The sequence below is a fragment of the Acetobacter ascendens genome (genome assembly GCF_001766235.1).
Taxonomy (GTDB): Bacteria; Pseudomonadota; Alphaproteobacteria; order Acetobacterales; family Acetobacteraceae; genus Acetobacter; species Acetobacter ascendens.
The window spans coordinates 2,700,165-2,726,246 of sequence record NZ_CP015164.1; the positions used below are offsets into that span (position 1 = coordinate 2,700,165).

At 52.6% G+C, this 26,082-nt stretch carries 23 protein-coding genes, 1 pseudogene and 1 riboswitch; of the genes and pseudogenes, 12 read left to right on the forward strand and 12 right to left on the reverse strand.

The genetic code is table 11. The annotated features are described in order from the left end of the window. The first annotated feature begins 92 nt into the window (after positions 1-92). Positions 93-313: riboswitch (cobalamin riboswitch) on the forward strand. Positions 314-432: 119 nt separating this feature from the next. From A4S02_RS13195 to A4S02_RS13210, 4 genes and pseudogenes are all read left to right on the forward strand, one after another. Continuing rightward, positions 433-2,024, forward strand: a pseudogene (locus A4S02_RS13195) (carbohydrate porin). A gap of 145 nt (positions 2,025-2,169) precedes the next feature. After that, a complete protein-coding gene (locus A4S02_RS13200; RefSeq protein ID WP_019089634.1) occupies positions 2,170-2,388 on the forward strand; it encodes a CbtB domain-containing protein in 219 nt (72 codons plus the stop codon). A 23-nt stretch (positions 2,389-2,411) separates the two neighbouring features. After that, the gene (locus A4S02_RS13205) at positions 2,412-3,146 is read left to right on the forward strand and encodes a CbtA family protein (RefSeq protein ID WP_019089635.1); all 735 of its coding nucleotides are present in this window, start codon (positions 2,412-2,414) and stop codon (positions 3,144-3,146) included. 226 nt (positions 3,147-3,372) lie between these two features. Continuing rightward, positions 3,373-4,455 (forward strand): IS5 family transposase, encoded by a 1,083-nt coding sequence (locus tag A4S02_RS13210; protein ID WP_208858931.1) that lies wholly within the window; start codon positions 3,373-3,375, stop codon positions 4,453-4,455. A gap of 170 nt (positions 4,456-4,625) precedes the next feature. Here the strand turns inward: A4S02_RS13210 and A4S02_RS13215 are convergent, their stop codons facing one another. The 4 genes from A4S02_RS13215 to A4S02_RS13230 form a co-directional block, all read right to left on the reverse strand. Then, positions 4,626-6,206: a carbohydrate porin gene (locus A4S02_RS13215; protein ID WP_070324042.1), complete on the reverse strand. Its 1,581-nt coding sequence runs from the start codon at positions 6,204-6,206 to the stop codon at positions 4,626-4,628. 164 nt (positions 6,207-6,370) lie between these two features. Continuing rightward, the gene (locus tag A4S02_RS13220; protein ID WP_019088626.1) at positions 6,371-6,922 is read right to left on the reverse strand and encodes an iron transporter; all 552 of its coding nucleotides are present in this window, start codon (positions 6,920-6,922) and stop codon (positions 6,371-6,373) included. A gap of 33 nt (positions 6,923-6,955) precedes the next feature. Further along, positions 6,956-7,777 (reverse strand): FTR1 family iron permease, encoded by an 822-nt coding sequence (locus A4S02_RS13225; protein WP_070324043.1) that lies wholly within the window; start codon positions 7,775-7,777, stop codon positions 6,956-6,958. Positions 7,778-7,780: 3 nt separating this feature from the next. Beyond that, entirely contained in the window at positions 7,781-8,140 is a 360-nt protein-coding gene (locus tag A4S02_RS13230; RefSeq protein WP_014457553.1) for a cupredoxin domain-containing protein, read from the reverse strand. A 74-nt stretch (positions 8,141-8,214) separates the two neighbouring features. On the opposite strand from A4S02_RS13230, the gene A4S02_RS13235 reads away from it, so the two are divergent. Next, positions 8,215-8,745 (forward strand): hypothetical protein, encoded by a 531-nt coding sequence (locus A4S02_RS13235; RefSeq protein WP_019088624.1) that lies wholly within the window; start codon positions 8,215-8,217, stop codon positions 8,743-8,745. A 74-nt stretch (positions 8,746-8,819) separates the two neighbouring features. Here the strand turns inward: A4S02_RS13235 and thiC are convergent, their stop codons facing one another. Then, complete coding sequence (thiC, locus tag A4S02_RS13240; protein WP_070324044.1) at positions 8,820-10,697, reverse strand: phosphomethylpyrimidine synthase ThiC; 1,878 nt, start codon at positions 10,695-10,697, stop codon at positions 8,820-8,822. A gap of 408 nt (positions 10,698-11,105) precedes the next feature. On the opposite strand from thiC, the gene A4S02_RS13245 reads away from it, so the two are divergent. Then, positions 11,106-12,593 (forward strand): sugar porter family MFS transporter, encoded by a 1,488-nt coding sequence (locus tag A4S02_RS13245; protein WP_070324045.1) that lies wholly within the window; start codon positions 11,106-11,108, stop codon positions 12,591-12,593. 98 nt (positions 12,594-12,691) lie between these two features. Here A4S02_RS13245 and accC read toward each other — a convergent pair whose 3' ends face one another. From accC to aroQ, 3 genes are read right to left on the reverse strand one after another with little or no spacing between them, the layout of a single operon-like run. Beyond that, entirely contained in the window at positions 12,692-14,035 is a 1,344-nt protein-coding gene (gene accC / locus A4S02_RS13250; protein ID WP_019088621.1) for an acetyl-CoA carboxylase biotin carboxylase subunit, read from the reverse strand. Further along, the gene (accB, locus tag A4S02_RS13255) at positions 14,035-14,508 is read right to left on the reverse strand and encodes an acetyl-CoA carboxylase biotin carboxyl carrier protein (protein ID WP_019088620.1); all 474 of its coding nucleotides are present in this window, start codon (positions 14,506-14,508) and stop codon (positions 14,035-14,037) included. The genes accC and accB overlap by 1 nt, the downstream gene beginning before the upstream one ends. After that, on the reverse strand, positions 14,508-14,960 hold the full coding sequence (gene aroQ, locus A4S02_RS13260) for a type II 3-dehydroquinate dehydratase (protein ID WP_003626846.1): 453 nt from the start codon (positions 14,958-14,960) through the stop codon (positions 14,508-14,510). The genes accB and aroQ overlap by 1 nt, the downstream gene beginning before the upstream one ends. Before the next feature lie 260 nt (positions 14,961-15,220). On the opposite strand from aroQ, the gene A4S02_RS13265 reads away from it, so the two are divergent. Continuing rightward, complete coding sequence (locus A4S02_RS13265; RefSeq protein WP_026019298.1) at positions 15,221-15,814, forward strand: septal ring lytic transglycosylase RlpA family protein; 594 nt, start codon at positions 15,221-15,223, stop codon at positions 15,812-15,814. A 99-nt stretch (positions 15,815-15,913) separates the two neighbouring features. Here A4S02_RS13265 and A4S02_RS13270 read toward each other — a convergent pair whose 3' ends face one another. Beyond that, positions 15,914-16,894, reverse strand: coding sequence for a YihY/virulence factor BrkB family protein (locus A4S02_RS13270; protein ID WP_228142395.1), 981 nt, complete (start codon positions 16,892-16,894; stop codon positions 15,914-15,916). Between the two features lie 273 nt (positions 16,895-17,167). Between A4S02_RS13270 and A4S02_RS13275 the strand changes: the two genes are divergently transcribed. Together A4S02_RS13275 and A4S02_RS13280 are read left to right on the forward strand one after the other, a co-directional pair. Next, the gene (locus A4S02_RS13275) at positions 17,168-18,481 is read left to right on the forward strand and encodes a type III PLP-dependent enzyme (RefSeq protein WP_208858891.1); all 1,314 of its coding nucleotides are present in this window, start codon (positions 17,168-17,170) and stop codon (positions 18,479-18,481) included. Between the two features lie 115 nt (positions 18,482-18,596). Next, a complete protein-coding gene (locus tag A4S02_RS13280; protein ID WP_228142396.1) occupies positions 18,597-19,316 on the forward strand; it encodes a YfdX family protein in 720 nt (239 codons plus the stop codon). A gap of 69 nt (positions 19,317-19,385) precedes the next feature. On the opposite strand, the gene ccmB is transcribed toward A4S02_RS13280, so the two are convergent. The 3 genes from ccmB to A4S02_RS15730 are packed head-to-tail and all read right to left on the reverse strand — an operon-like array spanning position 19,386 to position 20,930. Further along, positions 19,386-20,054 carry a heme exporter protein CcmB gene (gene ccmB, locus A4S02_RS13285; RefSeq protein ID WP_006115092.1) on the reverse strand — a complete coding sequence of 223 codons (669 nt, stop codon included), beginning with the start codon at positions 20,052-20,054 and terminating at the stop codon, positions 19,386-19,388. Then, positions 20,051-20,761 carry a heme ABC exporter ATP-binding protein CcmA gene (gene ccmA, locus A4S02_RS13290; RefSeq protein ID WP_408736041.1) on the reverse strand — a complete coding sequence of 237 codons (711 nt, stop codon included), beginning with the start codon at positions 20,759-20,761 and terminating at the stop codon, positions 20,051-20,053. The genes ccmB and ccmA overlap by 4 nt, the downstream gene beginning before the upstream one ends. Continuing rightward, a complete protein-coding gene (locus A4S02_RS15730; protein ID WP_157885559.1) occupies positions 20,712-20,930 on the reverse strand; it encodes a hypothetical protein in 219 nt (72 codons plus the stop codon). The genes ccmA and A4S02_RS15730 overlap by 50 nt, the downstream gene beginning before the upstream one ends. 58 nt (positions 20,931-20,988) lie before the next feature. Between A4S02_RS15730 and acnA the strand changes: the two genes are divergently transcribed. The 3 genes from acnA to A4S02_RS13305 all read left to right on the forward strand — a co-directional run bounded on the left by acnA (position 20,989) and on the right by A4S02_RS13305 (position 26,064). After that, the gene (gene acnA, locus A4S02_RS13295) at positions 20,989-23,682 is read left to right on the forward strand and encodes an aconitate hydratase AcnA (protein WP_070324049.1); all 2,694 of its coding nucleotides are present in this window, start codon (positions 20,989-20,991) and stop codon (positions 23,680-23,682) included. 64 nt (positions 23,683-23,746) lie between these two features. Continuing rightward, complete coding sequence (locus A4S02_RS13300) at positions 23,747-24,508, forward strand: amino acid ABC transporter ATP-binding protein (RefSeq protein WP_019088613.1); 762 nt, start codon at positions 23,747-23,749, stop codon at positions 24,506-24,508. Further along, positions 24,505-26,064, forward strand: a complete 1,560-nt coding sequence (locus A4S02_RS13305) for an ABC transporter substrate-binding protein/permease (protein WP_070324050.1) — start codon at positions 24,505-24,507, stop codon at positions 26,062-26,064. Before A4S02_RS13300 ends, A4S02_RS13305 begins: the two co-directional genes overlap by 4 nt. Positions 26,065-26,082 lie beyond the last annotated feature (18 nt).

Genomic DNA, 26,082 nt, shown 5'->3' on the forward strand with positions numbered 1-26,082 from the left:
GAGAGACAGGTGGGTTAAAATGGGGCCTCTGGCAAGAGTGATACGCGTATATTCAGGCAAAGATTGAAATATGAGACAAAAATAAGGTAAGGGTTGCGCCGTCTTGCAACGGTCCCGCGCAAGCGGGTTTGAAAGGGAATGCCGGAGGCTCCAGTGTTGGAACCAAGTCGGCAACTGCCCTCGCAACTGTAGGCGGAGAGCATATTACTCCTTGGCCGCATCACAGCGGCAGCCACTGGTGGCAACATCGGGAAGGCTGAGCAATATGCAATGACCCGCAAGTCAGGAGACCTGCCGTTGTTGTCTTGTTTAACCGCCGGGCGAGGGAACCGGAGGTGGATCATGTACTATGTTTACTCATCTGCTTTTAGCAGGTTTTTCCCGTAATCCCTTTGGTTGTTTTGCCTTCATGCTGCGCGGTGAAGTGTAGCAATGCCTTGTTTTACAAATAGAATTTGGAAGAAAGTCCCATATTCTCTGCCCTGTTTGCTTCTGGCCGGAGGGGTATTAGGCAACTTGCCCGCCTTAGCGCATAGTGAAGAGACACAGGCGGAGCAGGACCGTCGCCGTCTGGGCAATTCAGGGCCATTGATTGAGCAGATTGATCCGGCCACGGTGCGGGATTCCCAGCGTGCGGCAGAAGCGGCGGCGGCCGAGAAAAAGGGCGATGACACGCCAGACATGAGTGACCACCTGCTGGGCAACATGTGGGGGGCGCGGGATTGGATGGCCAAACACGGCATCAGCTTTGATATTCAAGAAGTGGATGAACTGTGGGGCAACGCCACAGGGGGCACGGCCTCAGGGGCTGATGGCGCCAGTGGCTCAGGCACCGGCCCAGCCTATGATGGGGTAACCATGCCCACCCTGACAGTGGATCTGGAAAAGCTGATCGGCCTGAAGGGCGGCACATTCAATGTTAGCGCCCTTCAGTTGCGTGGGCGCTCCATCTCGCAGGATCATCTGGCCAACTTCAACCCGGTCAGCGGGTTTGAGGCCGATCGCTCCACCCGTCTGTTTGAGCTGTGGTATCAACAGTCCTTTCTGGACGGCAAGCTGGATGTAAAGATCGGGCAGCAGGATCTGGATACCGAGTTCCTGATCAGTGATTACGGGGCATTGTATCTGAACTCCAACTTTGGTTGGCCCATGGCCCCATCGGTCAACCTGTATGCGGGTGGCCCATCCTGGCCGCTGTCTTCTCCCGCCATTCGTATCCGCTATCGTCCGTCAGACAAGTTCACCTTCATGTTTGCGGCAGCAGATGACAACCCACCGGGGAATCGCAACAACTCCTTTGGTATCCAGAACGGCGGCAACAGCGCAGACCCCACCAATCAGAACACTCATGATGAGGATGGGGCCAACTTCAACATGGGCACCGGTGCGCTACTGATTACCGAACTACAATATGCCCTCAACCCCAACCCGATGACATGTCACATGTCACCAAGGATCCCGGTCTGCCGGGCATCTACAAGCTGGGTGGGTATTACGATACGGCTAAATTCCCTGATTATCGCTACAACAATCAGGGGAAGGCTTTAGGGAGTGCGGCTGATACCACGGGTATTCCACGGTGGGATCGGGGCAACTGGATGGTTTATGGTATTATTGACCAGATGATCTGGCGGCCCTCACTTCAGTCTCCACAGTCTGTTGGCATTTTTGCGCGTGCTACAGGCAATGGTGGGGACCGCAACATGATCAGCTTTGCCATTGATGCGGGCATCAACCTCAAGGCGCCCTTCAAGGGGCGTGACAATGACACGGTTGGTCTGGGCTGGGGCATTGGCCGGGCTTCTTCTGGCCAGCGGCGGTATGATCGCAATTCTGGCGCACCTGTGCAGGGCAATGAAAACCATCTGGAACTCACCTATCAGGCGCAGGTGACCCCTTGGTGGGTCATGCAGCCGGACTTCCAGTATGTCTGGCATCCCTCTGGCGGTGTGACAGACTGGACAGGCAATCGCCTCGTCGGGAATGAAGCCGTCTTCGGACTCCGCTCCAATATCACTTTCTAGGGGTGGGGAGAGCAGCAGGCGTGTTCGGAATACCCTTGCTGTTAGGCTTTGTCATTCTATGATGAGGGCCGACCAAACCATGACGTTCTGTTTCAAGCTCTTTTGTGCCTGCTCCGGTAGGCTCTATTAAAAAGGATATAACATCATGAACACATCTGTTCATACAGCTATGCCAGTTGCCGTCGCGGGCCAGAGCATTCCGGTTCGTGCCATTTTGCCTTGGGCCGTTTTTGGCCTGATTGTTTCTGCACTACTGATCTACTTTGTGGGTGCAGAGCAGGGTGCCACTTCCCTAATTTCCGGGCACGCCGTACATGAGTTTGTGCATGATGGCCGCCACCTGCTTGGTTTCCCCTGCCACTAAGGCACTAAAAGAAAGTTTCACTCATGGTTGGTCGTCTTTTAGCCCGCGGCATGGTCGCGGGCATTCTGGCTGCATTGCTTTCTTTTGTTTTTGCAAAGGTTTTTGGTGAACCGCAGGTGGCTTTGGCCATTGCGTTTGAAGCGGCGCAGGATGCTGCCGCAGGTGCCGCACCAGAACCTGAAATTGTCAGCCGTAGCGTGCAGGCATCGTGGGGACTACTTACTGCTGTGTTAATGTACGGTGCCGCATATGGCGGTATTTTTGCTATTGTTTTTGCGTTTGCTTACCAACGCCTTGCAGCATTAAGCCCACGCAGTATGGCATTATTGCTTTCTGGGGTTGGGTTTTTAACGTTTGTACTGATACCAGACCTAAAATATCCACCAAACCCGCCAGCAGTTGGTCAGGAAGAAACCATTGGCTTACGGACGGAGATGTATTTTGCAATGGTTGGCCTTTCCATTGCAATTTCCATGATTTCTCTATTGGTAGGACGGGCACTGTCTCATGTTATAGGCTATTGGAACGCAGCTGTGTGTAGCATTGTTCTAGGGCTTGCGCTTGTTGCTGCGGTGCAGTTTGGCCTGCCGGATATCAATGAAGTGCCGGATAATTTTCCCGCTGTAGTGCTTTGGCGTTTTCGGGAAGCATCCATAGGAATGCAGATTGTTTTATGGTCAGTTCTGGGGGTGGTTTTTGGTGCTTTGGCAGAAAAATGTCTGCCATCGCCCAATGGTACAGTGCGGAAGGCTGCTTGATTTTTTGATGGTTGGTCCGAATAGGATTTATGGAAAATTTTATTTTCCATAAATCATAATAAAATAGACAGTTTTTAAATATTTTATGTGTGTAATGCACATTTATAAAAAGTATTTCCTGAGGTTGTGTTGTTCTGTGCTTTTAGAACCTGGAGGGTTCGAAAAACCCTCTGGTTTTAGGTCTCTCTGTGTGATTCCCTCTCTTGTGTGATGACTGGAGGAGTGGCTGATGACGCAGTCTGGTTTCTTTGATGTTGAAGAGCGGCTTGCTCGGTTGAGTGGGCTTGGTGACCAACTTGAAGCATTTTCCCAGACTGTGGATTTTGAGGTATTCCGTCCGGAGCTGAACAAGGCGTTGGCCTATTCAGACAGAAGCAAAGGCGGGCGTCCTCCGTTTGATCCAGTGCTAATGTTCAAAATTCTGGTCATCCAGACGCTGAACAATTTGTCCGACGAACGGACGGAATACCTGATCAACGACCGCCTGTCCTTCATGCGCTTTCTTGGTCTGGGGCTGTCTGACCGCGTGCCTGATGCCAAGACCGTCTGGCTGTTTCGTGAGCGTCTGACACAGGCGGGAGCAATTGATGTTTTGTTCAACCGCTTTGATGCGACCCTGCGGAATGCCGGTTATCTCCCCATGTCAGGTCAGATCCTGGATGCTACACTGGTAGCGGCCCCAAAGCAGCGCAATACCAATGAAGAGAAGGCCGATCTGCGCGAAGGACGGATCCCGCAGGATTGGCAGGACAAGCCCTCAAAGCTGTCCCATAAAGATCGTCATGCCCGATGGACATTGAAGTTCACGAAAGCAAAGCGTCAGGATGACGGGAGTATGCCCGCAACAGATCTGGCCATCCCTTTCTTTGGCTATAAATCGCATGTTTCCATCGACCGGAAATTTCGGCTGATCCGCAAATGGAAAGCGACCGATGCAGCGGCCAGCGATGGTGCCAGACTACGCGAGGGCCTGCTGGATAAAACCAATATGGCATCAACAGTCTGGGCGGATACAGCCTACCGCTCAAAAGCCAATGAGGACTTCATGGACAAGCATGGCTTTGTCTCGAAGGTTCACAGGAAAAAGCCTCATCTCAAGCCGATGCCACGACATATCCAGAGATCCAACGCCGGAAAGTCTGTTATTCGGTCGCGTGTCGAGCATGTTTTTGCCGATCAGAAATCGCAGACAGGACTGTTCATACGAACCGTAGGGATAACCCGAGCCACCATGAGGATCGGGCTGGCCAATATCGTCTATAATATGCGCCGCTTTCTCCTCCTGGAGCGGATTAACGCGAGCGCGTAGCAATTCAGGGCATGAGACCCTCTCTCTGCTCAATACGCAGAGTGAAAATCAGGTCCACGAACCAGCAATCAACTCGCTAAAAACCTGAAATCAGGCAGAAGGGAAATCAATCAACGGTTCTTCGAACCCTCCACCTCAGCCTACAGGAAATACTTTTTTATTTATCACCCCTAGAAAGTGATATTGGAGCGGAGTCCGAAGACGGCTTCATTCCCGACGAGGCGATTGCCTGTCCAGTCTGTCACACCGCCAGAGGGATGCCAGACATACTGGAAGTCCGGCTGCATGACCCACCAAGGGGTCACCTGCGCCTGATAGGTGAGTTCCAGATGGTTTTCATTGCCCTGCACAGGTGCGCCAGAATTGCGATCATACCGCCGCTGGCCAGAAGAAGCCCGGCCAATGCCCCAGCCCAGACCAACCGTGTCATTGTCACGCCCCTTGAAGGGCGCCTTGAGGTTGATGCCCGCATCAATGGCAAAGCTGATCATGTTGCGGTCCCCACCATTGCCTGTAGCACGCGCAAAAATGCCAACAGACTGTGGAGACTGAAGTGAGGGCCGCCAGATCATCTGGTCAATAATACCATAAACCATCCAGTTGCCCCGATCCCACCGTGGAATACCCGTGGTATCAGCCGCACTCCCTAAAGCCTTCCCCTGATTGTTGTAGCGATAATCAGGGAATTTAGCCGTATCGTAATACCCACCCAGCTTGTAGATGCCCGGCAGACCGGGATCCTTGGTGACATGTGACATGTCATCGGGTTGGGGGTTGAGGGCATATTGTAGTTCGGTAATCAGTAGCGCACCGGTGCCCATGTTGAAGTTGGCCCCATCCTCATCATGAGTGTTCTGATTGGTGGGGTCTGCGCTGTTGCCGCCGTTCTGGATACCAAAGGAGTTGTTGCGATTCCCCGGTGGGTTGTCATCTGCTGCCGCAAACATGAAGGTGAACTTGTCTGACGGACGATAGCGGATACGAATGGCGGGAGAAGACAGCGGCCAGGATGGGCCACCCGCATACAGGTTGACCGATGGGGCCATGGGCCAACCAAAGTTGGAGTTCAGATACAATGCCCCGTAATCACTGATCAGGAACTCGGTATCCAGATCCTGCTGCCCGATCTTTACATCCAGCTTGCCGTCCAGAAAGGACTGTTGATACCACAGCTCAAACAGACGGGTGGAGCGATCGGCCTCAAACCCGCTGACCGGGTTGAAGTTGGCCAGATGATCCTGCGAGATGGAGCGCCCACGCAACTGAAGGGCGCTAACATTGAATGTGCCGCCCTTCAGGCCGATCAGCTTTTCCAGATCCACTGTCAGGGTGGGCATGGTTACCCCATCATAGGCTGGGCCGGTGCCTGAGCCACTGGCGCCATCAGCCCCTGAGGCCGTGCCCCCTGTGGCGTTGCCCCACAGTTCATCCACTTCTTGAATATCAAAGCTGATGCCGTGTTTGGCCATCCAATCCCGCGCCCCCCACATGTTGCCCAGCAGGTGGTCACTCATGTCTGGCGTGTCATCGCCCTTTTTCTCGGCCGCCGCCGCTTCTGCCGCACGCTGGGAATCCCGCACCGTGGCCGGATCAATCTGCTCAATCAATGGCCCTGAATTGCCCAGACGGCGACGGTCCTGCTCCGCCTGTGTCTCTTCACTATGCGCTAAGGCGGGGGTGGTAGTAACGATAGTTGCACAAAGACAAAAAAACTTCAGAAATCTTCCGTTATATTTACGGTGTTTTTGCATAGTTACAGGGTGCTCTGATGATAGGTATGAAGGATCTGTATCCAGTAATAGAGAATCATTCTCAATTAGAGCGTATAAAAATGCAATTAGAATACGGCTGGTGTGAATGCAGGGCAGGAATGTAAAAAAGAGGAGGCAGCCCCCCTCTTTTTGAAGTTGGGTTATTACTTCTGTGGGTATGAGAAAGTAAAGGATTCCGTAAAGGGCTGCCAGAAGCCAGGTGTGCCGGTTTCTTTGTCTGTGTGATGAATGAAGCCGTTGGCTTCGGGTGAGCTGTAGCTGAACACAACCGTGTAGCTGCCAGGACCATCCATTTTAACATTGTTGGCGTAATGCGGGCCATCTTTTGCTGTCATGGGGTGTAATGTGCCCTGGTTTTTCCAGTCAGATCCCTTTTTGGTCAGGGTGTAGTCAACTTTTAGGTAGGGAACCCATGCACCATCGGGGAAGCCCCACTGGTTATCTGCTGTAGCATGCACATCTGTTTCCAGATGAATGGTATCCTTGCCCATGGCCATGTCTGATGTCATGGGCATCATGTCAACATCTAGCAGGTAGTTTGCTGCAATTTCCATGTCATGCGCATGTACGGGGCCACCCACCGGGTATTCACGTGCTGCAGCCGGAAGGGCAATGGCAAGGGTAAGAACCGATGCTGCGGAAAGAATTGAAAGATAAGATTTCATATGTCTGCACCTCAAGTTTTTGTAAGGCACAGTGGCAGATATTTTCTGCGCACCTGTGACTGATTATGAAGCGCTGGATTGAGGACGTGTGCGAACAAAGCGTTCAACAACAACCAGTCCGGCAAGTGTCAGCACCCATACAAGCAGCTGAATGCCCATTGGTCTGTCTGTGTATCCAATCAGAACCTTGGCCGTACGCCCAAGCATACTGCCATCAGATAACAGCCAGGATGTATCCCAGATATCGTAGCCCATGGCGGGGATCAGATCATCATTTGCCAGGATGGCAGCGGCCTGACTGGCCATGCCAGCAGCCAGAAAGGAGACCAGAACATTCGTGACTGCAAAAAGATGTTTCAGAGGAATAATAATCAAACCTCTGTAAAGTGCCCATGAAAGTGCGGCTCCGCCCAAAACGCCAAGGAGGCCGCCGGTAAACATGGGCACAAAACCGGTATGTGCGGAAACGGCAATACCATACAGGAACAGCACCACTTCCATACCTTCGCGCAGAACAGCTACTGCAACAACGGTAGCCAAAGCGAAAAGAGAGCGCCGGCCTTCTGATACTTCGTTGCCAACACTGCGCATTTCCTGAGCAAGTTCGCGGCCATGCCTGGCCATCCAAATAACATGCCAAGAAAGCATAAGAACTGCGATGCACAGAATAACAGCAGAAAAGATATCCTGCCCGTTGCCTGAGAAAGCCTGAGAGAGTTCACCCGCAAACATGGCTACAATTGCTGCACCAACAACACCTGCACCAATGCCGCCAGAAATCCACCATCCGCGCCCCGGAATGCTCCGTGTAGCTGCCAGCACAATGCCAACAATCAACCCAGCTTCCATAACCTCGCGAAAGACAATAATCAGGCTTCCAAGCATAATTTACTTCTTTTCTTCTGCTGTAACTGTACCTTTGGCCTCGTCTGGATGGTAATCATCAAAAAAAGTATAGGTTCCAGGGTGTAGAGGCCCGGCATGAACTTTGATTGTTCCTTGTGGGACAACAATTTTTTCAAATTTCATATCGTAGCTTTCGAACTCATCAGTTGTTGTATCCTGATTATTGAGTTCGATCATGAATCGCTCACCCGCAGGAACGGTGATATGATCAGGCTCAAAATGATGATCTTTGACAGTAAGCTGAAAAACTGTTTGAGAATGGGCCTGCTGAGGGAAACATATCCATGCACCTGCTAACAGAGGAATGGCTGCTACAAGCAGTTTCATTGTATGATACTCCATCAGTCATGCCGTTTGGATTAGTGCGAATCATTGTCAAAGTCAATCACACCAGATAACTCGCGAGCCTAACGCTTATGTCATCTCATCCCTTGGCGTTCTTACGCCTGCCCAACTCCTTGCTTATGGCGTTAGATAGTCGGGCTTATCATTTCTGGTTCCAGCCAGTGCATTACCTTGCAAGAATTGTGCATATTCTTACAATGGCAGCGTTTTTTGGTTTGGAATTTCTGTTTATTCTTGCGGTTATTCAAAATCTGGATCGGCAAACCGTGGTGCGTATTTCACGGTTTATGGTTAAGCCGCTGCATATCAGTTATGCCCTAGCTATGATCTCTGGTTTTGCTTTGTTCTTTTATGATCCGGTGCATATTGGCAATCGGGCATATCTTTCTCCTAAACTCATCGCATTGGCCGTGGCGGGTGTTCTGGCATGGTTTGGGCACAAATCCATTTACTGGCCGGTTATGGCTGGGCGGGACAATGAGTTGCCAAAATGGACAAAAGCGTTTTGCGTAGCATCCTGTGTGGTATGGGCCGCTGTTATTGTTTTTTCATGTTTGAATAGTGAAGGTGTGCCGAAAGTTTATTTAAGACATTATTTCTAATTGCATTATTTTTGACTGACAAAAAAAGCCCCGGACATATTGCCCGGGGCTTTTTTTGTTGTCAGTTTGATAACTTATTCTGCAGGCACATAAACTTTGCCCCCAGCTTGTCGAAACTCTTCGGTTTTCTGTTCCATGCCAGCAATGCGTAGGGCGTCTTCTTTTAAATCCTGACTGATACGCATTGAGCAGAATTTGGGGCCGCACATTGAGCAAAAGTGTGCGCTTTTATGTGCTTCACGCGGCATGGTTTCATCATGATACGCGCAGGCTGTATCGGGGTCCAAGGAGAGATTGAACTGATCTTCCCACCTAAAGGAGAAGCGCGCGCGGCTCAGAGCATCATCTCGATATTTTGCAGATGGGTGGCCTTTTGCAAGGTCAGCAGCATGTGCTGCAATACGATAGGTAATCACACCTGTTTTTACGTCATTTCGGTCTGGTAGGCCCAAATGCTCCTTGGGTGTGACGTAGCAGAGCATGGAGGTGCCAAACCATCCGATCATGGCCGCACCAATGGCAGATGTAATATGGTCGTAACCCGGAGCAATGTCTGTGGTCAGCGGGCCAAGCGTGTAGAAGGGGGCTTCCTTACATTCTTTTAGCTGCTTATCCATATTGGCTTTGATCTTGTGCATAGGCACATGGCCCGGCCCTTCGATCATAACCTGACAGCCCTTTGCCCAAGCAATCTCTGTAAGTTCACCCAGGGTTTCCAGTTCGGCAAACTGCGCAGCATCGTTGGCATCGGCAATGCTGCCGGGGCGTAGACCATCGCCCAAAGAAAAGGAAACATCATAGGCGCGCATGATATCGCAGATGTCTGCAAAATGTTCGTATAGGAAACTTTCACGGTGACCATTCAAGCACCAGCTTGCCATGATGGAACCGCCGCGTGAAACAATGCCTGTAACGCGGTTAGCTGTCAGCGGCACATGCTGCAACCGCACACCGGCATGAATAGTAAAGTAGTCCACACCCTGTTCTGCCTGCTCGATCAGAGTATCACGGAACACCTCCCAGCTTAGTTTGCTGACATCTCCGCCCACTTTTTCCAAAGCCTGATACAGGGGCACTGTGCCGATAGGTGTGGGGGCGTTTCGTAAAATCCAATCACGGATATTGTGAATATTCCGGCCAGTGGAAAGATCCATCACGGTATCCGCACCCCAGCGGATGGACCATACAAGCTTTTCAACCTCTTCTGCCGCAGAAGATGTAATGGCAGAGTTGCCGATATTGGCGTTAATTTTTACAAGGAAATTGCGCCCGATAATAACGGGTTCCAACTCTGGGTGATTGATGTTTGCGGGAATAATAGCGCGGCCACGGGCAATTTCCTGCCGAACAAATTCTGGCGTAATAAATTCTGGAATGCTGGCGCCAAAGGATTCACCATCTTCCAGACATTGGGCCGCATCATCCGCGGCCTTCTGGCGGCCCAGATTTTCGCGGTGGGCCACGTAAATCATTTCGTCTGTAATAATGCCAGCCCTGGCGAATTCATACTGGGTAACAAACTGGCCTTCTCGCCCTTTAAGCACGGTGTGTGGGGCAGGGCAGGGTGCTACAAGGTAGGTACCTTCTGCATTGCCGTTGTCTTCTGGCTTAATGTCGCGTGGTTTGATGTGCTCAAAGCCACGCACAGCCAGCCACGGTGCCCGAACTTTTGGCAGCCCTTGGTTAACGTCAATTTCTACAGTGCTGTCTGTATAAGGGCCGGACGTATCATATACACGCACTGGTGGTTCGTTTGCAGATGGTTCCAGCATGATTTCGCGGAAAGGTACACGCATATCGGGCCGATCTGCGGGGCTGGAATACACTTTGCATGAGCCACGAATGGCACCGGTTGTAACATGCCCCGGAGCAGGTGCGGCCGTATTGGCCGGTTTGGGGTTGCCTGCCACAATAGAAGGGGAGGCAGTCTGTTTGGAATCAACTGAAGACATGACGTTATCGTCTCCTCTGCCGAGGAGGACAGGTCTGAAGAGACTCCGCTTTTATGGGCGGCTAGGTTCGGGAAGAACATATCTGTCTTTTCAGGCACCAGTCCCTCCGCCGGTATAAGCCGGATCAGGTTCCCCGCCAAAACATCATGTTCTGGCGGCAGGGTCGCCACGGTGCCCGAACGAATCGTGCAAAAAGTAGCCTCTCAGTTCCTTACCGGAACCCCCCTTGGTATCGGACAGCAGATAGCCTTAAGCGCAATTATGTCAAGAAAAATCAAAGGGAAACGAAAAACGTATGCGTGCGTTTTAGAAGGGTAAAATGCGTAAGGCATAAAAGCCTATTTGTAACATAATAAATAAAATTATGTCAGCTATGCAATAATTTTCTGATTATGGCATAATCACGACATGAAATCTGAAAAGAAACGAGCTCAAGAAGCTATACAAAATCTCGATATTTCTCCGTATGCCAAGCACGTGTTGTGGATTGCAGCATTTGTTTCTGCCATCTGCGGTGGTCTTTACGGCTACGATACTGGTATTATTTCTGGTGCCCTTCTTCTTATTACAAAAGATTTCCATCTGACTTCTGGTCAGAAGGAAATTGTTACATCAGCTATTCTGGTGGGTGCCGTTATTGGTGCCATGGGCATTGCCAACTTATCAGAACGCTTTGGCCGCCGTGTTTCGGTTATGGTCGTTACCGCAGTTTTTGTCATTGGTGCATTAGCGTGTTCCTACGCGCCTAATCTTACCAGCCTCATTATTGCTCGTGTGTTTTTGGGCTGTGCAGTAGGTGGTGCCACGCAGGTGGTGCCAACATATATTTCGGAATTGGCCCCCGCCAGCAAGCGCGGCAATCTGGTAACGCTATTTAACGTGGCTATTGGGATTGGTATTTTTCTGGCCAACCTGGTTGGCTTTACCATGCGTGATAAATGGGGTTGGCGCCCCATGATTTCTGTGGCCGCCATTCCGGCTGCTTTTGTTTTTATCAGCATGTTTTTCCTACCCAAAAGTCCGCGTTGGACTGCTGAAAATGAAGGGCTGGAATCTGCGGTGGAACAGCTCGGGCGTGTGCGTTCTTCACGCAAGGTTATTCAGCGCGAGATCAATGAAATCCATGCCAATGTTCTGAATTTGGATGAAGATGAGCGTGGCTGGAAAGGTTTAAAGCTGCCTTGGGTGCGCCCTGCGGTGATAGCGGCTTTAGGGATTGCCTTCTTTACGCAGGCTGGTGGGTTGGAGATGATGATCTACTACACCCCCACTTTTTTGTCTGACGCAGGGTTTGGAAGTTCGTCAGCGCTGCTGACCAGCTTGGGAATCGCCCTTGTTTATCTTATCATGACCCTACTTGGGTGCCTGTTTGTAGATAAAATTGGGCGTCGGCGCTTGGTGCTGATTATGGGGCCGGGTTCTGTTGTAAGCCTTATTGGCTTGGGTATTGTTTTTGCCATGCACCCAGCTCAGGGTAGTATAGGAAGCTGGCTGATTGTGGCCTTCCTGCTGCTGTTCATGCTGTTTAACTCTGGTGGTATTCAGGTTGTAGGCTGGCTATTGGGCGCTGAATTGTTTCCGCTACCTATGCGTGCGGCGGCAACCAGTATTCATGCAGCCATGCTGTGGGGGGCAGACCTTCTGGTAACATCCACAGCTTTGACATTGGTGCAGACAGTTTCTCTGGGTGGCACCATGTGGATCTATGCTGCAGTCAACCTTGCTTCTGTCTTGTTTGTTTTCTTCTTTGTACCAGAAACTGCTGGTGCAACATTAGAAGATATTGAAACAGCTTTGCGCCGTGGCGAATTCCGCCCGCGAGTGGGGCAAGACCCGCGCATTCGCTCCTATGATGAGGAAGAAGAGGAAGCGGTTGGGGTTATGCCTACTGCCTGATCGGCTAAGGTTAACTGTGTAGGCACAAAAAACCCGGCGGCATCCTAAAAGGTGCGCCGGGTTTTTTGTGGGTAGTCAGAAAACAGTCGAACCGTGGTTTAGTGCGGCTTGGCTGTAAATTGTTCCAGCCAATGAATGGTGTATTCACCTTTTTGGAATTCAGGATCTTCCAGAATACGGCGATGCAGCGGAATAACGGTTTTAATACCTTCCACCACAAATTCATCCAAAGCACGCTGCATACGCGCAATGGCCTGTTCACGCGTGGGGGCATGTACGATCAGCTTGGCAATCATGCTGTCGTAAAAAGGTGGTACACGGTAGCCAGTGTAAAGGGCGCTATCTACGCGCACACCCAAACCACCGGGGGGATGGTAAACAGCAACCGTGCCGGGGCAGGGGGTGAAGCTATCTGGGTCTTCCGCATTGATACGGCACTCAATGGCGTGGCCAGAAAATGAAATATCTTTCTGCGTGTAACCAAGCTGCTCACCAGCGGCCAAGCGAATCTGCTCACGCACCAAGTCTACATCGCAAACCATTTCGGTGACTGGATGTTCCACCTGAAGGCGCGTGTTCATTTCAATGAAGCAGAATTGCCCATCTTGATACAGGAATTCCAGCGTGCCCGCGTTACGATAGCCCATTTTGGAAAGAGCCTGCGTGGCTGTCTGGCCAATGGCATCACGCTGTTCTGCTGTAAGGGCCGGAGAGCCGGCTTCTTCCAGAAGTTTTTGGTGACGGCGCTGGAGAGAGCAATCACGTTCCCCAAAATGAACCACGTTGCCGTAATTGTCCCCCAGAATCTGGAGTTCAATATGGCGCGGCCGATCCATGTATTTTTCCAGATAAACCGCATCGTTGCCAAAAGCAGCGCGTGCTTCGGCGCGGGCCATTTTCCAGGCGTCTTCCAGATCACCCGCCGTTTGGGCTACCTTCATGCCACGACCGCCGCCGCCAGCCGCAGCTTTGATCAGCACTGGATAACCGACGTTGTCAGCAACTTCGCGGGCTTGTTCCAGACTTGTCAGCTCACCATCAGAACCGGGCACCAAGGGCACGCCCAGCATCTGCATGGTGGTTTTGGCGGTAATCTTGTCCCCCATCATACGGATATGTTCCGCCGTAGGGCCAATAAAGGTCAGGCCATGTGCTTCTACCGTTTCGGCAAAATCAGCATTTTCTGAAAGAAAACCATAGCCGGGGTGAATGGCTTCCGCCCCTGTAATGGTGGCTGCAGAAAGAATTGCAGCCACATTCAGGTAGGAATCACGCGAGGCAGGCGGCCCGATGCAAACAGCTTCATCTGCCAGCCGAACGTGCATGGCGTCTTCATCCGCAGTGGAATGTACCGCTACGGTCTTGATCCCTAGCTCCCGGCAGGCGCGCAGGATACGAAGGGCAATTTCGCCTCGGTTGGCGATAAGGATCTTGGAAAACATTACTCAATAATAGCAAGTGGCTGGCCGTATTCCACCGGGTCGCCCGAAGCCACCAGCATGGCCTTAAGCGTACCACCTTTGGGAGCCTTAATCTGGTTGAAGGTTTTCATGGCTTCAATCAGCATCAAGGTCTGGCCGGCGGTCACAATCTGGCCTTCACTTGCAAAAGGAGGGGAGGACGGATCTGGCGTCAGGTAAGCCACACCCACCATTGGGCTGTTTACAGCGCCAGGGTGGCGGGAGAGGTCTGCCGGAGCGGCAGGCACTGCGGTTTCAGCCGGGGCTGCGGCGGGCGCCGGTGCCGGAGCTGCAACAGCCTGAGGCGCTGCGGCCACAGCCTGCACAGGGGCAGGCATGCGGGCAACGCGAATGCGGCTGTCCTTTTCCGATACTTCAATTTCAGTCAGGCCTGTTTCGGCCAGAATTTCAGCCAGAGCCCGAATGGCCTCCGCATCCACGAGCAATCCGCTCATCAGTCATCCTCATTCAGAATAAGATCGGTCATTGCCTGCAATGCCAGAGAATACCCCGCCACGCCTAGCCCACAGATAACGCCTGTAGCAGCGCGAGAGACATAGGAATGATGGCGGAATGGCTCGCGGCGGTGAATGTTGGAGATATGAACCTCAATCACAGGCAAGTCTGTTGTCAGCAGGGCATCCAGCAAAGCGATAGACGTATGCGTATAGCCAGCCGGGTTGATAATAATGCCCTGTGCCCGCTTGCGGCAGTCCTGCACCCAAGAAATCAGCTCACCCTCAATGTTGGTCTGGCGGAAATCTATGGCCAAGCCCAGCTTTTCAGCTGTTTGCAGGCAAAGTTGTTCCACGTCGTCCAGCGTTGCCCGCCCGTATATTTCGGGTTGGCGCTGGCCAAGCATATTCAGGTTGGGGCCGTTGAGTACAGCAATAAGAGGTCTTTCCATAACAGGAAGGGGCCGTAGCACGATGCCGCCCCGTATCCAAGAGAAGAGGCAGGCTGGGGGACAGGAAAATGCAGTCTAGCAAAAATACATGCAGCAGAGTTACGCGCTTTAAGGCCATATTTTTGTCACGATAAGCGTGTTGAACATAAGTGACTATAAATCTGTATTTGCACTCTGAGGGGCGAAAAAGATTGCTTTTGCAGTGTGAACACGGTCTTCTGGCGAACAGAACGATGTCAGAAAATGGAGTAAACAGGCGGATGTCAGCCCTGCGCCGGGCACTTCTTGGAAGTGTGTTTGTTATGTCTTCTCTTTTGTCGGCTTCTGCTGTTCAGGCGGCGGAGGTTGGGCAAGGTGGCACGGTGTGGGCAGATTCTGTTCGCCGTGCATTGGCTGGGCGTAGCGCACAGACAGTCGCCTCTGCGGATTCTGATACCAATCAGGCTCACCGCATTTTCCAGAAAGGCGTTGCCAGTTGGTATGGGGGGCGCTTTCATAACCGGCGCACATCTTCGGGTGAACGGTTTGACAAGGGTAGCCTGACAGCCGCGCATCCTACCGCTCCGCTGGGCAGTAAGCTCCGGGTTGTCTCAGAAGATACAGGCCGTTCTGTGGTGGTCACGATCAATGATCGTGGGCCTTACAGCCGTGGTCGTATTATTGATGTCTCCAAAGCAGCAGCAGCGGAACTGGGGATGCTGAACAGCGGTATTGCTCACGTGCGGGTAGAACCTGCTCCGGTTGAAGTGGCATCTGCGCCAGATGAAGGTGGGTTGGCTGATAGCAGCCTTTCCTTGCAGGATACTGCGCCGCATACAGCGCGCCCTCTTCGTAGGGCTCGTCACCGCCGCTAAGAGAACGCGCTAGGCTTTTACAAAAAGCATCGTAGAGAATTAAAAAAAGGGTATCCCGATCGGGACACCCTTTTTTGATAAGTTCTGGATTCTGGTTGGTCAGACTTCCAAAGGCTGCCGTGTAATGCCTCGGGCGTAACTTTCCATCTCGGCATTCAGTTCAGCGCCCATCAGTACAACCCATGCGGTTACAAAGAACCACATCATGATAGCAATAAAGGCGCCTAAAGGCCCATAGGTGGCGCTGTAACTGGCAATATGTGCCACGTAGTAGGAAAAGCCGAGTGAGGCCGCAATCCACGTTAATGTGGAACATACGGCTCCGGGCAGAACCCAGCGCCATTGAGTGGAAATGTGCCGGTTGGGGCCAAATCTGTACAGTGCAGAAAGCGCCAGAGTTTCAAATGTAAACATCACCACCGGGCCGCTCCACCGGGCCATAAATTCAATGGACCCAGGAGGGGTGGGGATATGTAGCCATGCCGGTAGGTTAAGCAGCAAAGGCATAGCCACCATAAGCGCCAAAGTTAGCACAGCACCCAAAATACCAGAGAGCGTAAGGGCAAAGGCGGTAATCTGGAACACAAAGAAATTACGATTTTCTCGTGTATTATACGCAATATTCAAGGCGGAAATAATGGACCGCGTTGCCGCAGAAGCAGACCACAACGCTACACTTACCGAAATAATCAGGTTGAATGTGAGAGAGGATGGAGGTTCTGCCACAAGTGTTTGCACCCGATCATACAGCAGATTGAAGGCATTGGGTGGCAGCAGGCTGCGCAAGACTTCCATCTGTGGCGCCACGGTCTGCACATCAAAAGCCAACCCATAAATGGAGATCAGGGAGCTGATGGCCGGGAATAGAGAGAGCGTGGTATAAAATGCGCAGCCAGCGGCAACCAGCGTGGTGGGGCCGGAAATAAGGCTTTTGACGGTGCGCTGCAAAATGATTTTCCAATCTTTCCGCCCCAGTTCAGAAGGACGAGAAAAATTGGGCTGCACATTTTCATGAATCATTTGAGAGTGAGAATCTGGGTGCACAGATGGGCGCGTATCGGGCTGACAGATAACCTGCATCGGGATTGGAGCGTCCTTCTTTAAGGTAAGAGGTATCTTCTGCGGCACCAGCGATAAACTTATAAAAGCACACCAAACAATAACGGCATGGTGTGCGGTAAAGAGGCATGCTTTCTTGCAGGAACAAGAAGTTAACTCTGCATGCTTTTGCCAAAAACGAACATAAATGCCGTGTATAAAGCTTGCTTTGTCTTATCGGGCATGATGGCCAAGTGCCATGTTTTTTTGTTTTTTGAATGTTTTTGACTTGCACTTGTTGCGCTTTGGCCTCATATGCACGCCCCTACGCAGCAACGCACGTGCCACTGGCCCTCTGAGGTTACGCAACGACGTCAAGCGTTCTGGCAATCGGGATGTTTCGTACATCTGCCTTTGGTCGCTGGTCCGTTAGACCGTTTCGCAACGTCCTTCTCCGCGCTGTTCAGGCGGGGGAGCCTGATCTGGGGGAGTGGGGATATGAATCCCAAAATCACCCGTTTTCTCGCCGAGCAAAAGCCGGCAACGCCTTGTCTTGTTCTTGATGTGGATGCAGTGGCAGACCGCTATCATGCGTTGGGCAAAGCCTTGCCGCAGGCTCGTATTTACTATGCCGTTAAAGCTAATCCAGCGCAGCCTATTCTGCGGCGGTTGGTTGAGCTTGGTTCCTGTTTTGATGCCGCATCGTGGGAAGAAGTTTCCCTATGCTTGCAGGCAGGTGCCAGCCCGGATGCTATTTCCTTTGGCAATACGGTTAAAAAAGTTTCCGCTATCCGCGCTGCTTATGAGGCCGGTGTGCGGATGTTTGTTTTTGACTGCCGCGAAGAGCTGGAAAAACTGGCCGCACATGCACCGGGAAGCCGCGTTTACTGCCGCCTTCTGGTGGACAATTGCGGGGCAGAATGGCCGCTTTCGCGCAAGTTTGGCACCACAGTGGAATCCGCCAAGGAACTGATGTTAGCTGCCAGAGAACTGGGACTGGACCCATATGGTCTTTCCTTCCATGTGGGCAGCCAGCAGCTTTCTGCGGAAGCTTATGAGGTTGCTATTGCCCGTGCGGCCGCGCTGTTTACAGATTTAAGCGCAGCCGGTCTGGATTTGCGCATGGTTAACCTGGGTGGCGGTTTTCCCATTCGCTATCGGGATGACGTGCCGGAGATTGATCACTTCACCAAGGCCATTTTCCGGGCCATGACTGAGCACTTTGGTAATGCCTTGCCAGAAATGCTGGTGGAACCCGGTCGCTTTATTGTGGGTGAAGCCGGTGTGGTGCGCTCAGAAGTTGTGCTTGTCAGTGCGCGTGGGCGTAAGGATGGGTTGCGCTGGGTGTATCTGGATATCGGACGGTTTGGTGGTTTGGCGGAAACAGAAAACGAATCTATCCGCTATGCGATTCGTACCAGCCGTGATGGTTCCCCCACAGGGCGTGTGGCGTTAGCCGGGCCAACCTGTGATGGTGCGGATATTATGTATGAGAAAACGCACTACGAACTACCGGTGGATCTGGCTGCGGGAGAGCAGGTTGATCTGCTGGGGGCAGGTGCTTATGTCTCCACTTATTGTGCTACGGGGTTCAATGGTTTTGCGCCATTAACCGAGCACTATATCTGATCCGATGTGAGGGCAGGCCAGCCTTGTGTTTGCCTGCCTTTGCTTTCGTGCTTTCTCGCTTAACAATCAGAACGTAAACAGGCCATTATGGATGGCGTTCAGAAAGGGAGAAATCATGAAAAAAACGGGTATGCTGTTGGGGGCTCTACTGGCTGCAACAACGGCTGTTGCGCCAGCGTGGGCACAACAGCAGGCAGCATCTACGGCCGCAGTGCCTGCAACAAATGCTGCAACAGCCGCACCAACGCAGGACTTCGGCCGCCTTTCAGACGATGGTAACACAGCGTTTGAAGAACTGATGCTGGCACGCCGCGCCATTTTTGATGGTGATCTCAAAGGGGCCAAAACCCTCATTACAAGCGCGCAGCAGGCGTTGGATCGGGCGCGGGCTGATAACACAGCTTTTCAGAAGGCAGAAGCTGAGCTGATGCCGGTTAAAACCAAACAGGCTCAGACAGCCAAAAAAGGCACGGGCAGCACCACGCCAGTGGCTTGGTTGCCGATTGATGGCGAACTGGTTCTGGATGAAACAGTTGAACCCACAACAGAAAAAAGCGCTGCTGTTGCCGCAGCAAACCGTCACCTACGCGCAGGTGACCCGGACCGCGCTTCTGAAGTGCTGAAAGTTTCTGGTGTAGATGCAGATTATGTGATTGCCGCTGTGCCGTTGGAACAGACACGGCAGGATGTAAATCATGCCGCTGAGTTCATTAAGAATGATCCGTACAAAGCCAGCGAAGCCCTGCGTGATGCAGAAAATTCAGTGCGCTATGCCTCTGTTGATATTCAGGCTGTAAGCCATCAGCAGGCTGCGTCTGGCAATACATCTAAGTAATTTTGCCAAACATGCTGCTGTTATGGCTCATTCAGATGGCCATAACAGCAGCATGTATAAATCTTTAGGTTATTCTGCGGCGGCCCTAAGGCCAGCCCCTGCTGCCAACGGGCAAAGTGGCAACGCACCTACTACAAATGCTGCCAAAAGTTCCAAATCCGGTTGCCAAGGCAGACCGGTGGATGCGGCATCAATCGCTGCAGCCCCAAAAATCAGTGCAGGTGTGGCCAGCGGTAGCGTAAGAAGTGGCAGAAGAACACCACCACGTCGCGCACCAAGCACGATAGATGCGCCCATTCCCCCAATAAGAGACAGCACAACAGACCCAAGGAAAAGCCCAGCCAAAAGAACCGGTAGGGCAGAGGCGGGTAGGCCCAACATGGTTGCCAATGGCACAGCCGCCAGAAGCAGAGGGATGCCGGTGGTCAGCCAATGTGCAGTTATTTTGGCCAAGGCGACAAGAGAAGCCGGAACGCCGAGAAGCAAGAGCTGATCCAGAGATCCATCTTCAAGTTCGGCACCAAATAGCCGATCTAGCGGCAGAAGCGCGGCCAGCAGGGCACAAACCCAGATAATGCCCGGTGCCATATGGCGCAGCAATTCTGGAGATGGGCCAAGGGCAAGCGGAAACAGGGTGGCCGTGACGATAAAGAAGAGAATGGCCCCCATTGTGTCCGCCCCGTGCCGGAGGGCAAGGCGGAGGTCACGCCCAACAATGGCCCAGAACAGTCCGATCATGCGTCATCTTCCTGCTGGTAAAAGGTGGAAGCGACCGAATCGCCCGCGCCTGGCAATGTAAGGGGCTGTGCGTTCTCTAGCGGCAGGGGCACATGTGTAGTGGCAATAACCAACCCACCTTGTTGCCTGTGTGCCGTAAGGGCTTGTCCTAAAAGGGTAATGGCATTGGCATCTAAGCCAAGGCTGGGTTCATCCAGTAACCATAAAGGCGCATTGGCCAGCAAAACGCGTGCCAGTGCTGTACGTCGTTTCTGTCCTGCAGAAAGCAGGCGGGCAGGCAGATTGGCAAGTGGCAACAAATCCATGGCCTCAAGGGCTGTTTGCATATCGCCTTGGCCTGCGCGTGCGAACAGGGCGAGGTTTTCTGTTACGGTTAGCCCCGGTTTGAGCGCATCCTGATGCCCCAGATAAGCGACTTTGCCGGCATGGGCCGCGCGATCCGCAAAAACCGATTCGCCATGCCAGAGCAACTGGCCGGAATCGGGTTTGCGTAGGCCTGCCAGAACGCGCAGCAAAGTGGACTTTCCTGCACCGTTAGGGCCGGTTAACAGCATGGCGGCTCCGGCTTCCATCTGAAAGCTGACACCATCAAGCACCAGTCTTTCCCCACGGAAAACACAAAGATCCTCAGCATAAAGTGCCGGAAATGCACCGGTTTCAGGCCCGATTGGGGCAGGTTGCCCGGCAGGGGAAGGACTGTGAGCGATAACACTTCTCCTTATTGTTACCGTGCAAGGCCGTAAAAGCCGGGGTGCTCGCGTTCTCGTGGTCGCTCCCCGGCTTGTGCCTTTTCCAACTGCCGGTATGTTCTAGGCCCAACGGGATATCAAGCCGGTTGCCCGGCAGATCTGGCAGGCACTCGGCGCCGAATGGCATGTTTACGGTGTCCTGAACGCATCACCAGCCATCGGCTGTGATCGGGGAGAGAGCGATTATGAAAACGGTTGGGCACGATAAGCTTAAGACAGGCCGCACCCTTGAGGTTGACGGCAAGACCTACCATTATTTTTCCATTCCCGAAGCGGCAAAAACCATTGGCGACGTAAGCCGCCTGCCGGTTTCGCTGAAGGTTCTTCTGGAAAATATTCTGCGGTTTGAAGATGGGCGTTCCTACAATGTGGAAGACGCCAAGTCCATTGCAGGCTGGTTGCCAAAAGGCAGCAGCAGCAAGGAAGTGCCTTTCAAGCCTTCACGCATTTTGATGCAGGATTTCACCGGCGTGCCGGGTGTGGTGGATCTTGCAGCCATGCGCGACGGGATTGTGAGCCTGAAGGGTGACCCGCAGAAAGTGAACCCAATGGTTCCGGTCAACCTTGTGATCGACCATTCCGTGATGGTGGACTATGCGGGCACAGAAGATGCGCTGCAGGAAAACATCACGCTGGAATTCGAACGCAACGCAGAACGTTATGCCTTCCTGCGCTGGGGCCAGGAAGCTTTTGAAAACTTCTCTGTTGTGCCGCCTGATACGGGCATCTGCCATCAGGTGAACCTGGAATACATTGCCCAGGTGGCATGGACCGCCAATGTAGATGGCAAGGAATACGTTTACCCGGATTCCCTGTACGGCACAGATAGCCACACCACCATGATCAACGGTCTGGGTGTGCTAGGCTGGGGTGTTGGTGGTATTGAGGCTGAAGCCGCAATGCTGGGCCAGCCCATTGCCATGCTGATCCCGGATGTGATCGGCTTTAAACTGACAGGCAAGCTGCCAGAAGGCGCAACCGCTACCGATCTGGTGCTGACAGTTACCCAGATGCTGCGCAAAAAAGGCGTGGTTGGTAAGTTTGTTGAATTCTTTGGTCCGGCACTTGACCATCTGCCAGTTGCTGACCGTTCAACCATTGCCAACATGGCTCCGGAATATGGTGCAACTTGCGGGTTCTTCCCGGTTGATGCCCTTACGCTGGACTTCCTGCGTCAGACCGGCCGTGATGAACACCGCATTAAGCTGGTTGAAGAATACCTGCGTGCACAGGGTATGTTCCGCACGCATGAAACACCCGAACCCGTATTTACGGATGTTCTGGAACTGGATCTTAGCACGGTTGTGCCGTCTCTGGCTGGCCCCAAGCGTCCGCAGGACCGCGTGGAACTAAAAAGCGCCAAAACCGCGTTTGAAAAAGAACTCACCAGCTCTCTGGGTGTGGCCGCAAACGATGCCGATAAAAAGGTGCCGGTTGCTGGAACCAACTATGATCTGGGGCAGGGCGATATTGTTATTGCCGCTATCACCTCCTGCACCAACACATCCAACCCGGCTGTGCTGATTGCGGCTGGTCTGGTCGCCCGTAAGGCACGCGCTCTGGGCCTGAAGCCTAAGCCTTGGGTGAAAACCTCTCTGGCTCCGGGGTCTCAGGTTGTTACGGATTACCTGAACCGTTCTGGCCTGACGACAGATCTGGATGCCATGGGTTTTAATACCGTTGGGTATGGTTGCACCACCTGTATCGGTAACTCTGGCCCGCTGCCTTCCCACATTGTAGATGCGATTGAAAACAACGACTTGGTTGCTGTTTCTGTCCTGTCTGGCAATCGTAACTTTGAAGGCCGTATTTCCCCCAACGTTCGGGCTAACTATCTGGCAAGCCCGCCGCTGGTGGTTGCATATTCCCTTCTGGGCACCATGCGGCAAGATATTACAACGGAACCGCTGGGCACATCCAAGGATGGCAAGCCGGTTTACCTGAAGGATATCTGGCCTTCTAATAAGGAAATTGCAGACCTTATTGCTTCCGCCATCAGCCGTGACGAGTTTATTAGCCGCTATAAGAACGTGTCCAAGGGCACGAAGGAATGGCAGGGCCTGAAGGTGGCTACGGGTTCTGAAACCTATAAGTGGGATCCGAAATCCACTTACGTGCAGGATCCACCGTACTTCAAACATATGGACGTTGAGCCCAAAGCTCCCGGCAATATTGAAGGTGCGCGTATTCTGGCCCTGCTGGGTGATAACATCACGACTGATCACATCTCTCCGGCTGGCTCCATTAAAAAGGATTCACCGGCTGGTCGTTACCTGATGGAACACGGGGTTGAACCGAAAGACTTCAACTCTTACGGCTCTCGTCGTGGGAATGACCGCGTGATGGTGCGTGGTACTTTTGCCAACATCCGTATCAAAAACGAAATGTTGCCGGGTACGGAAGGTGGGTATTCCAAGCACTTCCCTGATGGGAAGGAAGGCGCCATTTACGATGTGGCCATGGAATACAAAAAGGAACACACCCCGCTGGTGGTGATCGGTGGCAAGGAATACGGCATGGGTTCTTCCCGTGACTGGGCCGCAAAAGGCACCCTGCTGCTGGGCGTAAAGGCCGTTATTGCTGAAAGCTTTGAGCGTATCCACCGTTCCAACCTGGTGGGCATGGGCGTTCTGCCGCTGGTGTTCAAGGATGGCACAACCCGCAAGACCCTTGGTCTGACGGGTGATGAAGTGATCAGCATCAAGGGTGTTGATAAACTTTCGCCGCGCATGGATGTAATTATGACAATTACAAGAAATGACGGCTCCACGCAGGAAGTACCACTGCTTTGCCGTGTCGATACCCTAGACGAAGTCGAGTATTATAGGCATGGTGGCATTCTTCAGTACGTCTTGCGAGGGATGACGAAAGCTGCCTGAGAACCATTTCGTTCAAGGTGAACGTCGAAATGCCGACCCGGTACGCACCGGGTCGGCGTTTTCTGTGGAAGACCCAGTCGTTTTGAGTGCGGAACATCTGCACAAAAATTTCGGCGAGGGGGATGTCCTGTGTGGCGTATCCATGCAGGTGCGAAAGGGTGAGCTGGTTTCTATTATCGGCCCATCCGGTTGCGGGAAATCCACTTTTTTACGCTGTTTGAATTTTCTGGAAATTCCCGATAGCGGTAAGGTAACCGCCATGGGGGTGACCATAGAGCGCAAAGATGCCGTTTGGCGTCGTGCAGATGAGCATATGGCACACCGCTTGCGCACCCATGTGGGCATGGTGTTCCAAAGCTTTAATCTTTTTCCTCATCTTACAGTTCTGGACAACGTTCTGCTGGCCCCCCGCGTGGTGAAGGGTGAGGGCGGAGAGGTTGAACGTGCCGAGGCTATGGCTTTGCTAGAAAAAGTAGGACTGGCCCGCGTTGCGCAGCGCTACCCGGTTTCGCTTTCTGGTGGGCAGCAGCAGCGTGCTGCTATTGCGCGCGCTTTAGCCATGCGGCCAGAAATTATGCTGTATGACGAACCCACATCAGCGCTTGATCCGATTGTTGCGGAAGAAGTGCTGGGGGTAATGCGCACCCTTGATGATGAAGGGATGACGCAGATTATCGTCACCCATGATATGCGTTTTGCCCAAGTGGCATCGGATACCATTGTCTACATGGATGGCGGCCATATTGTTGAATCTGGCCCGCCGGAGGTTCTGTGTGTGAACCCGGCCCATGAACAGACACGCCGCTTTTTAAGGACACTTCTGTGAAACAGAACGCACAGCATTGCCCATCCCGCCTTTGGGGTTTGTTTCTGCGCTGTGTCTGTATGCTGCTAGCCGTAAGCTGGCTGGGTGCTGGCGCACATGTAGCACACGCACAGGAAGAAAAGCCGATCCGCTGGGCTGCGGATGCTTCATCAGATGTGCCCTATACATTTCATGATCTGAAAGATCAGGATAAGCTGACAGGGTTTGAATATGACCTGATGCAGGAACTGGGCAAGCACATGGGTGCGCCGCTTCAGTTCGTGCAGAATGATTGGGATGGTCTTATTCCCGGCTTGCAGCGTGGCCTGTATGAAATGGTCATCTGCGGTATTGAAATGACTGATGAACATGCCGAAGGCATTGATTTTTCAGAACCGTATTACATCACATCAGAACGCATTGTTGTGCGGCGCAACGGCCCGCAACTGAAAACCCTTGCGGACCTGAACGGCCACGCAATTGGCACAATCAAGGATACACAAGCTGAACGTATCCTGACCGAGAATGCTAAGGTTCAGCTTCGGACGTATGATGAAGAAACCGATGCGTTCATGGATCTGGCCAATGGACGTACGGATGCCATTCTGATTGATGGTCCCATTGCCAAATATTACGGTGATACCAACCCAGCCCTACAGGTGGTGGGTGCGCCTATTGGCCGTGTTGAATATGGCATTGCTTTTGCCAAAGGGCAGAATGTTGCCTTGCGTACAAAGGTAAATGCCGCGCTGGCAACCATGCAGCATGATGGCACGCTCCATCGCGTATTGCTGCGGTGGGATCTGTGGACGCCAGAAATGGCGCAATTTACTAACGATCACACCACGCTTAACGTTACGCCAGTGGCGTGGAACGCGTATGTGGCGGAGCTGGAAGGCAAAGGTGGCTGGCGGGTTAAGCTGGAACGCTACGTTGGCTTTTTGCCGCAACTGGCAAAAGCCGCATGGCTGACTTTGCTGGTTTCCCTGTGTGCAATGGTGCTGGCTGTTGGCGCAGGTTTGGCGTTGGCGCTTCTGCGTTTGTATGGCCCCACACCACTGCGGTGGGTGGCGACCACATATGTAGAAGTGGTGCGTGGCACCCCATTGCTGATTCAGGTTCTGTTTATTTTTTACGGTCTGCCTGAATTCGGCATCAGCCTTACCCCCTTTCTGGCCGGTGTTGTCAGCTTGGGTATGAACTATGCGGCTTATGAGGCCGAAAACTATCGGGCTGGTTTGCAATCTGTTGCACATGGGCAGATGGAAGCTGCATTGGCCCTGAACATGACGCACGCTCAGGCACTGCGTTATGTCGTGGTGCCGCAGGCTTTCCGTCTGGTTATGCCTGTTATGACGAACGATTTCATCTCATTGTTGAAAGATTCGTCACTGGTCAGTGTGATCACGCTGACAGAATTGACCCAGACTTACATCCGTTTGTCTTCTTCCTATTTCGATTATTTCGGAACGGGGCTGATGGTTGGCGCGGCTTATCTACTGTTGGGCCTGCCTTTTGTGCGTCTGGCACGTATGGCAGAAAAAAAGCTGGCACAACCGCATATGCGTCGCCGGTAAAACCTGTTTGGGATATCT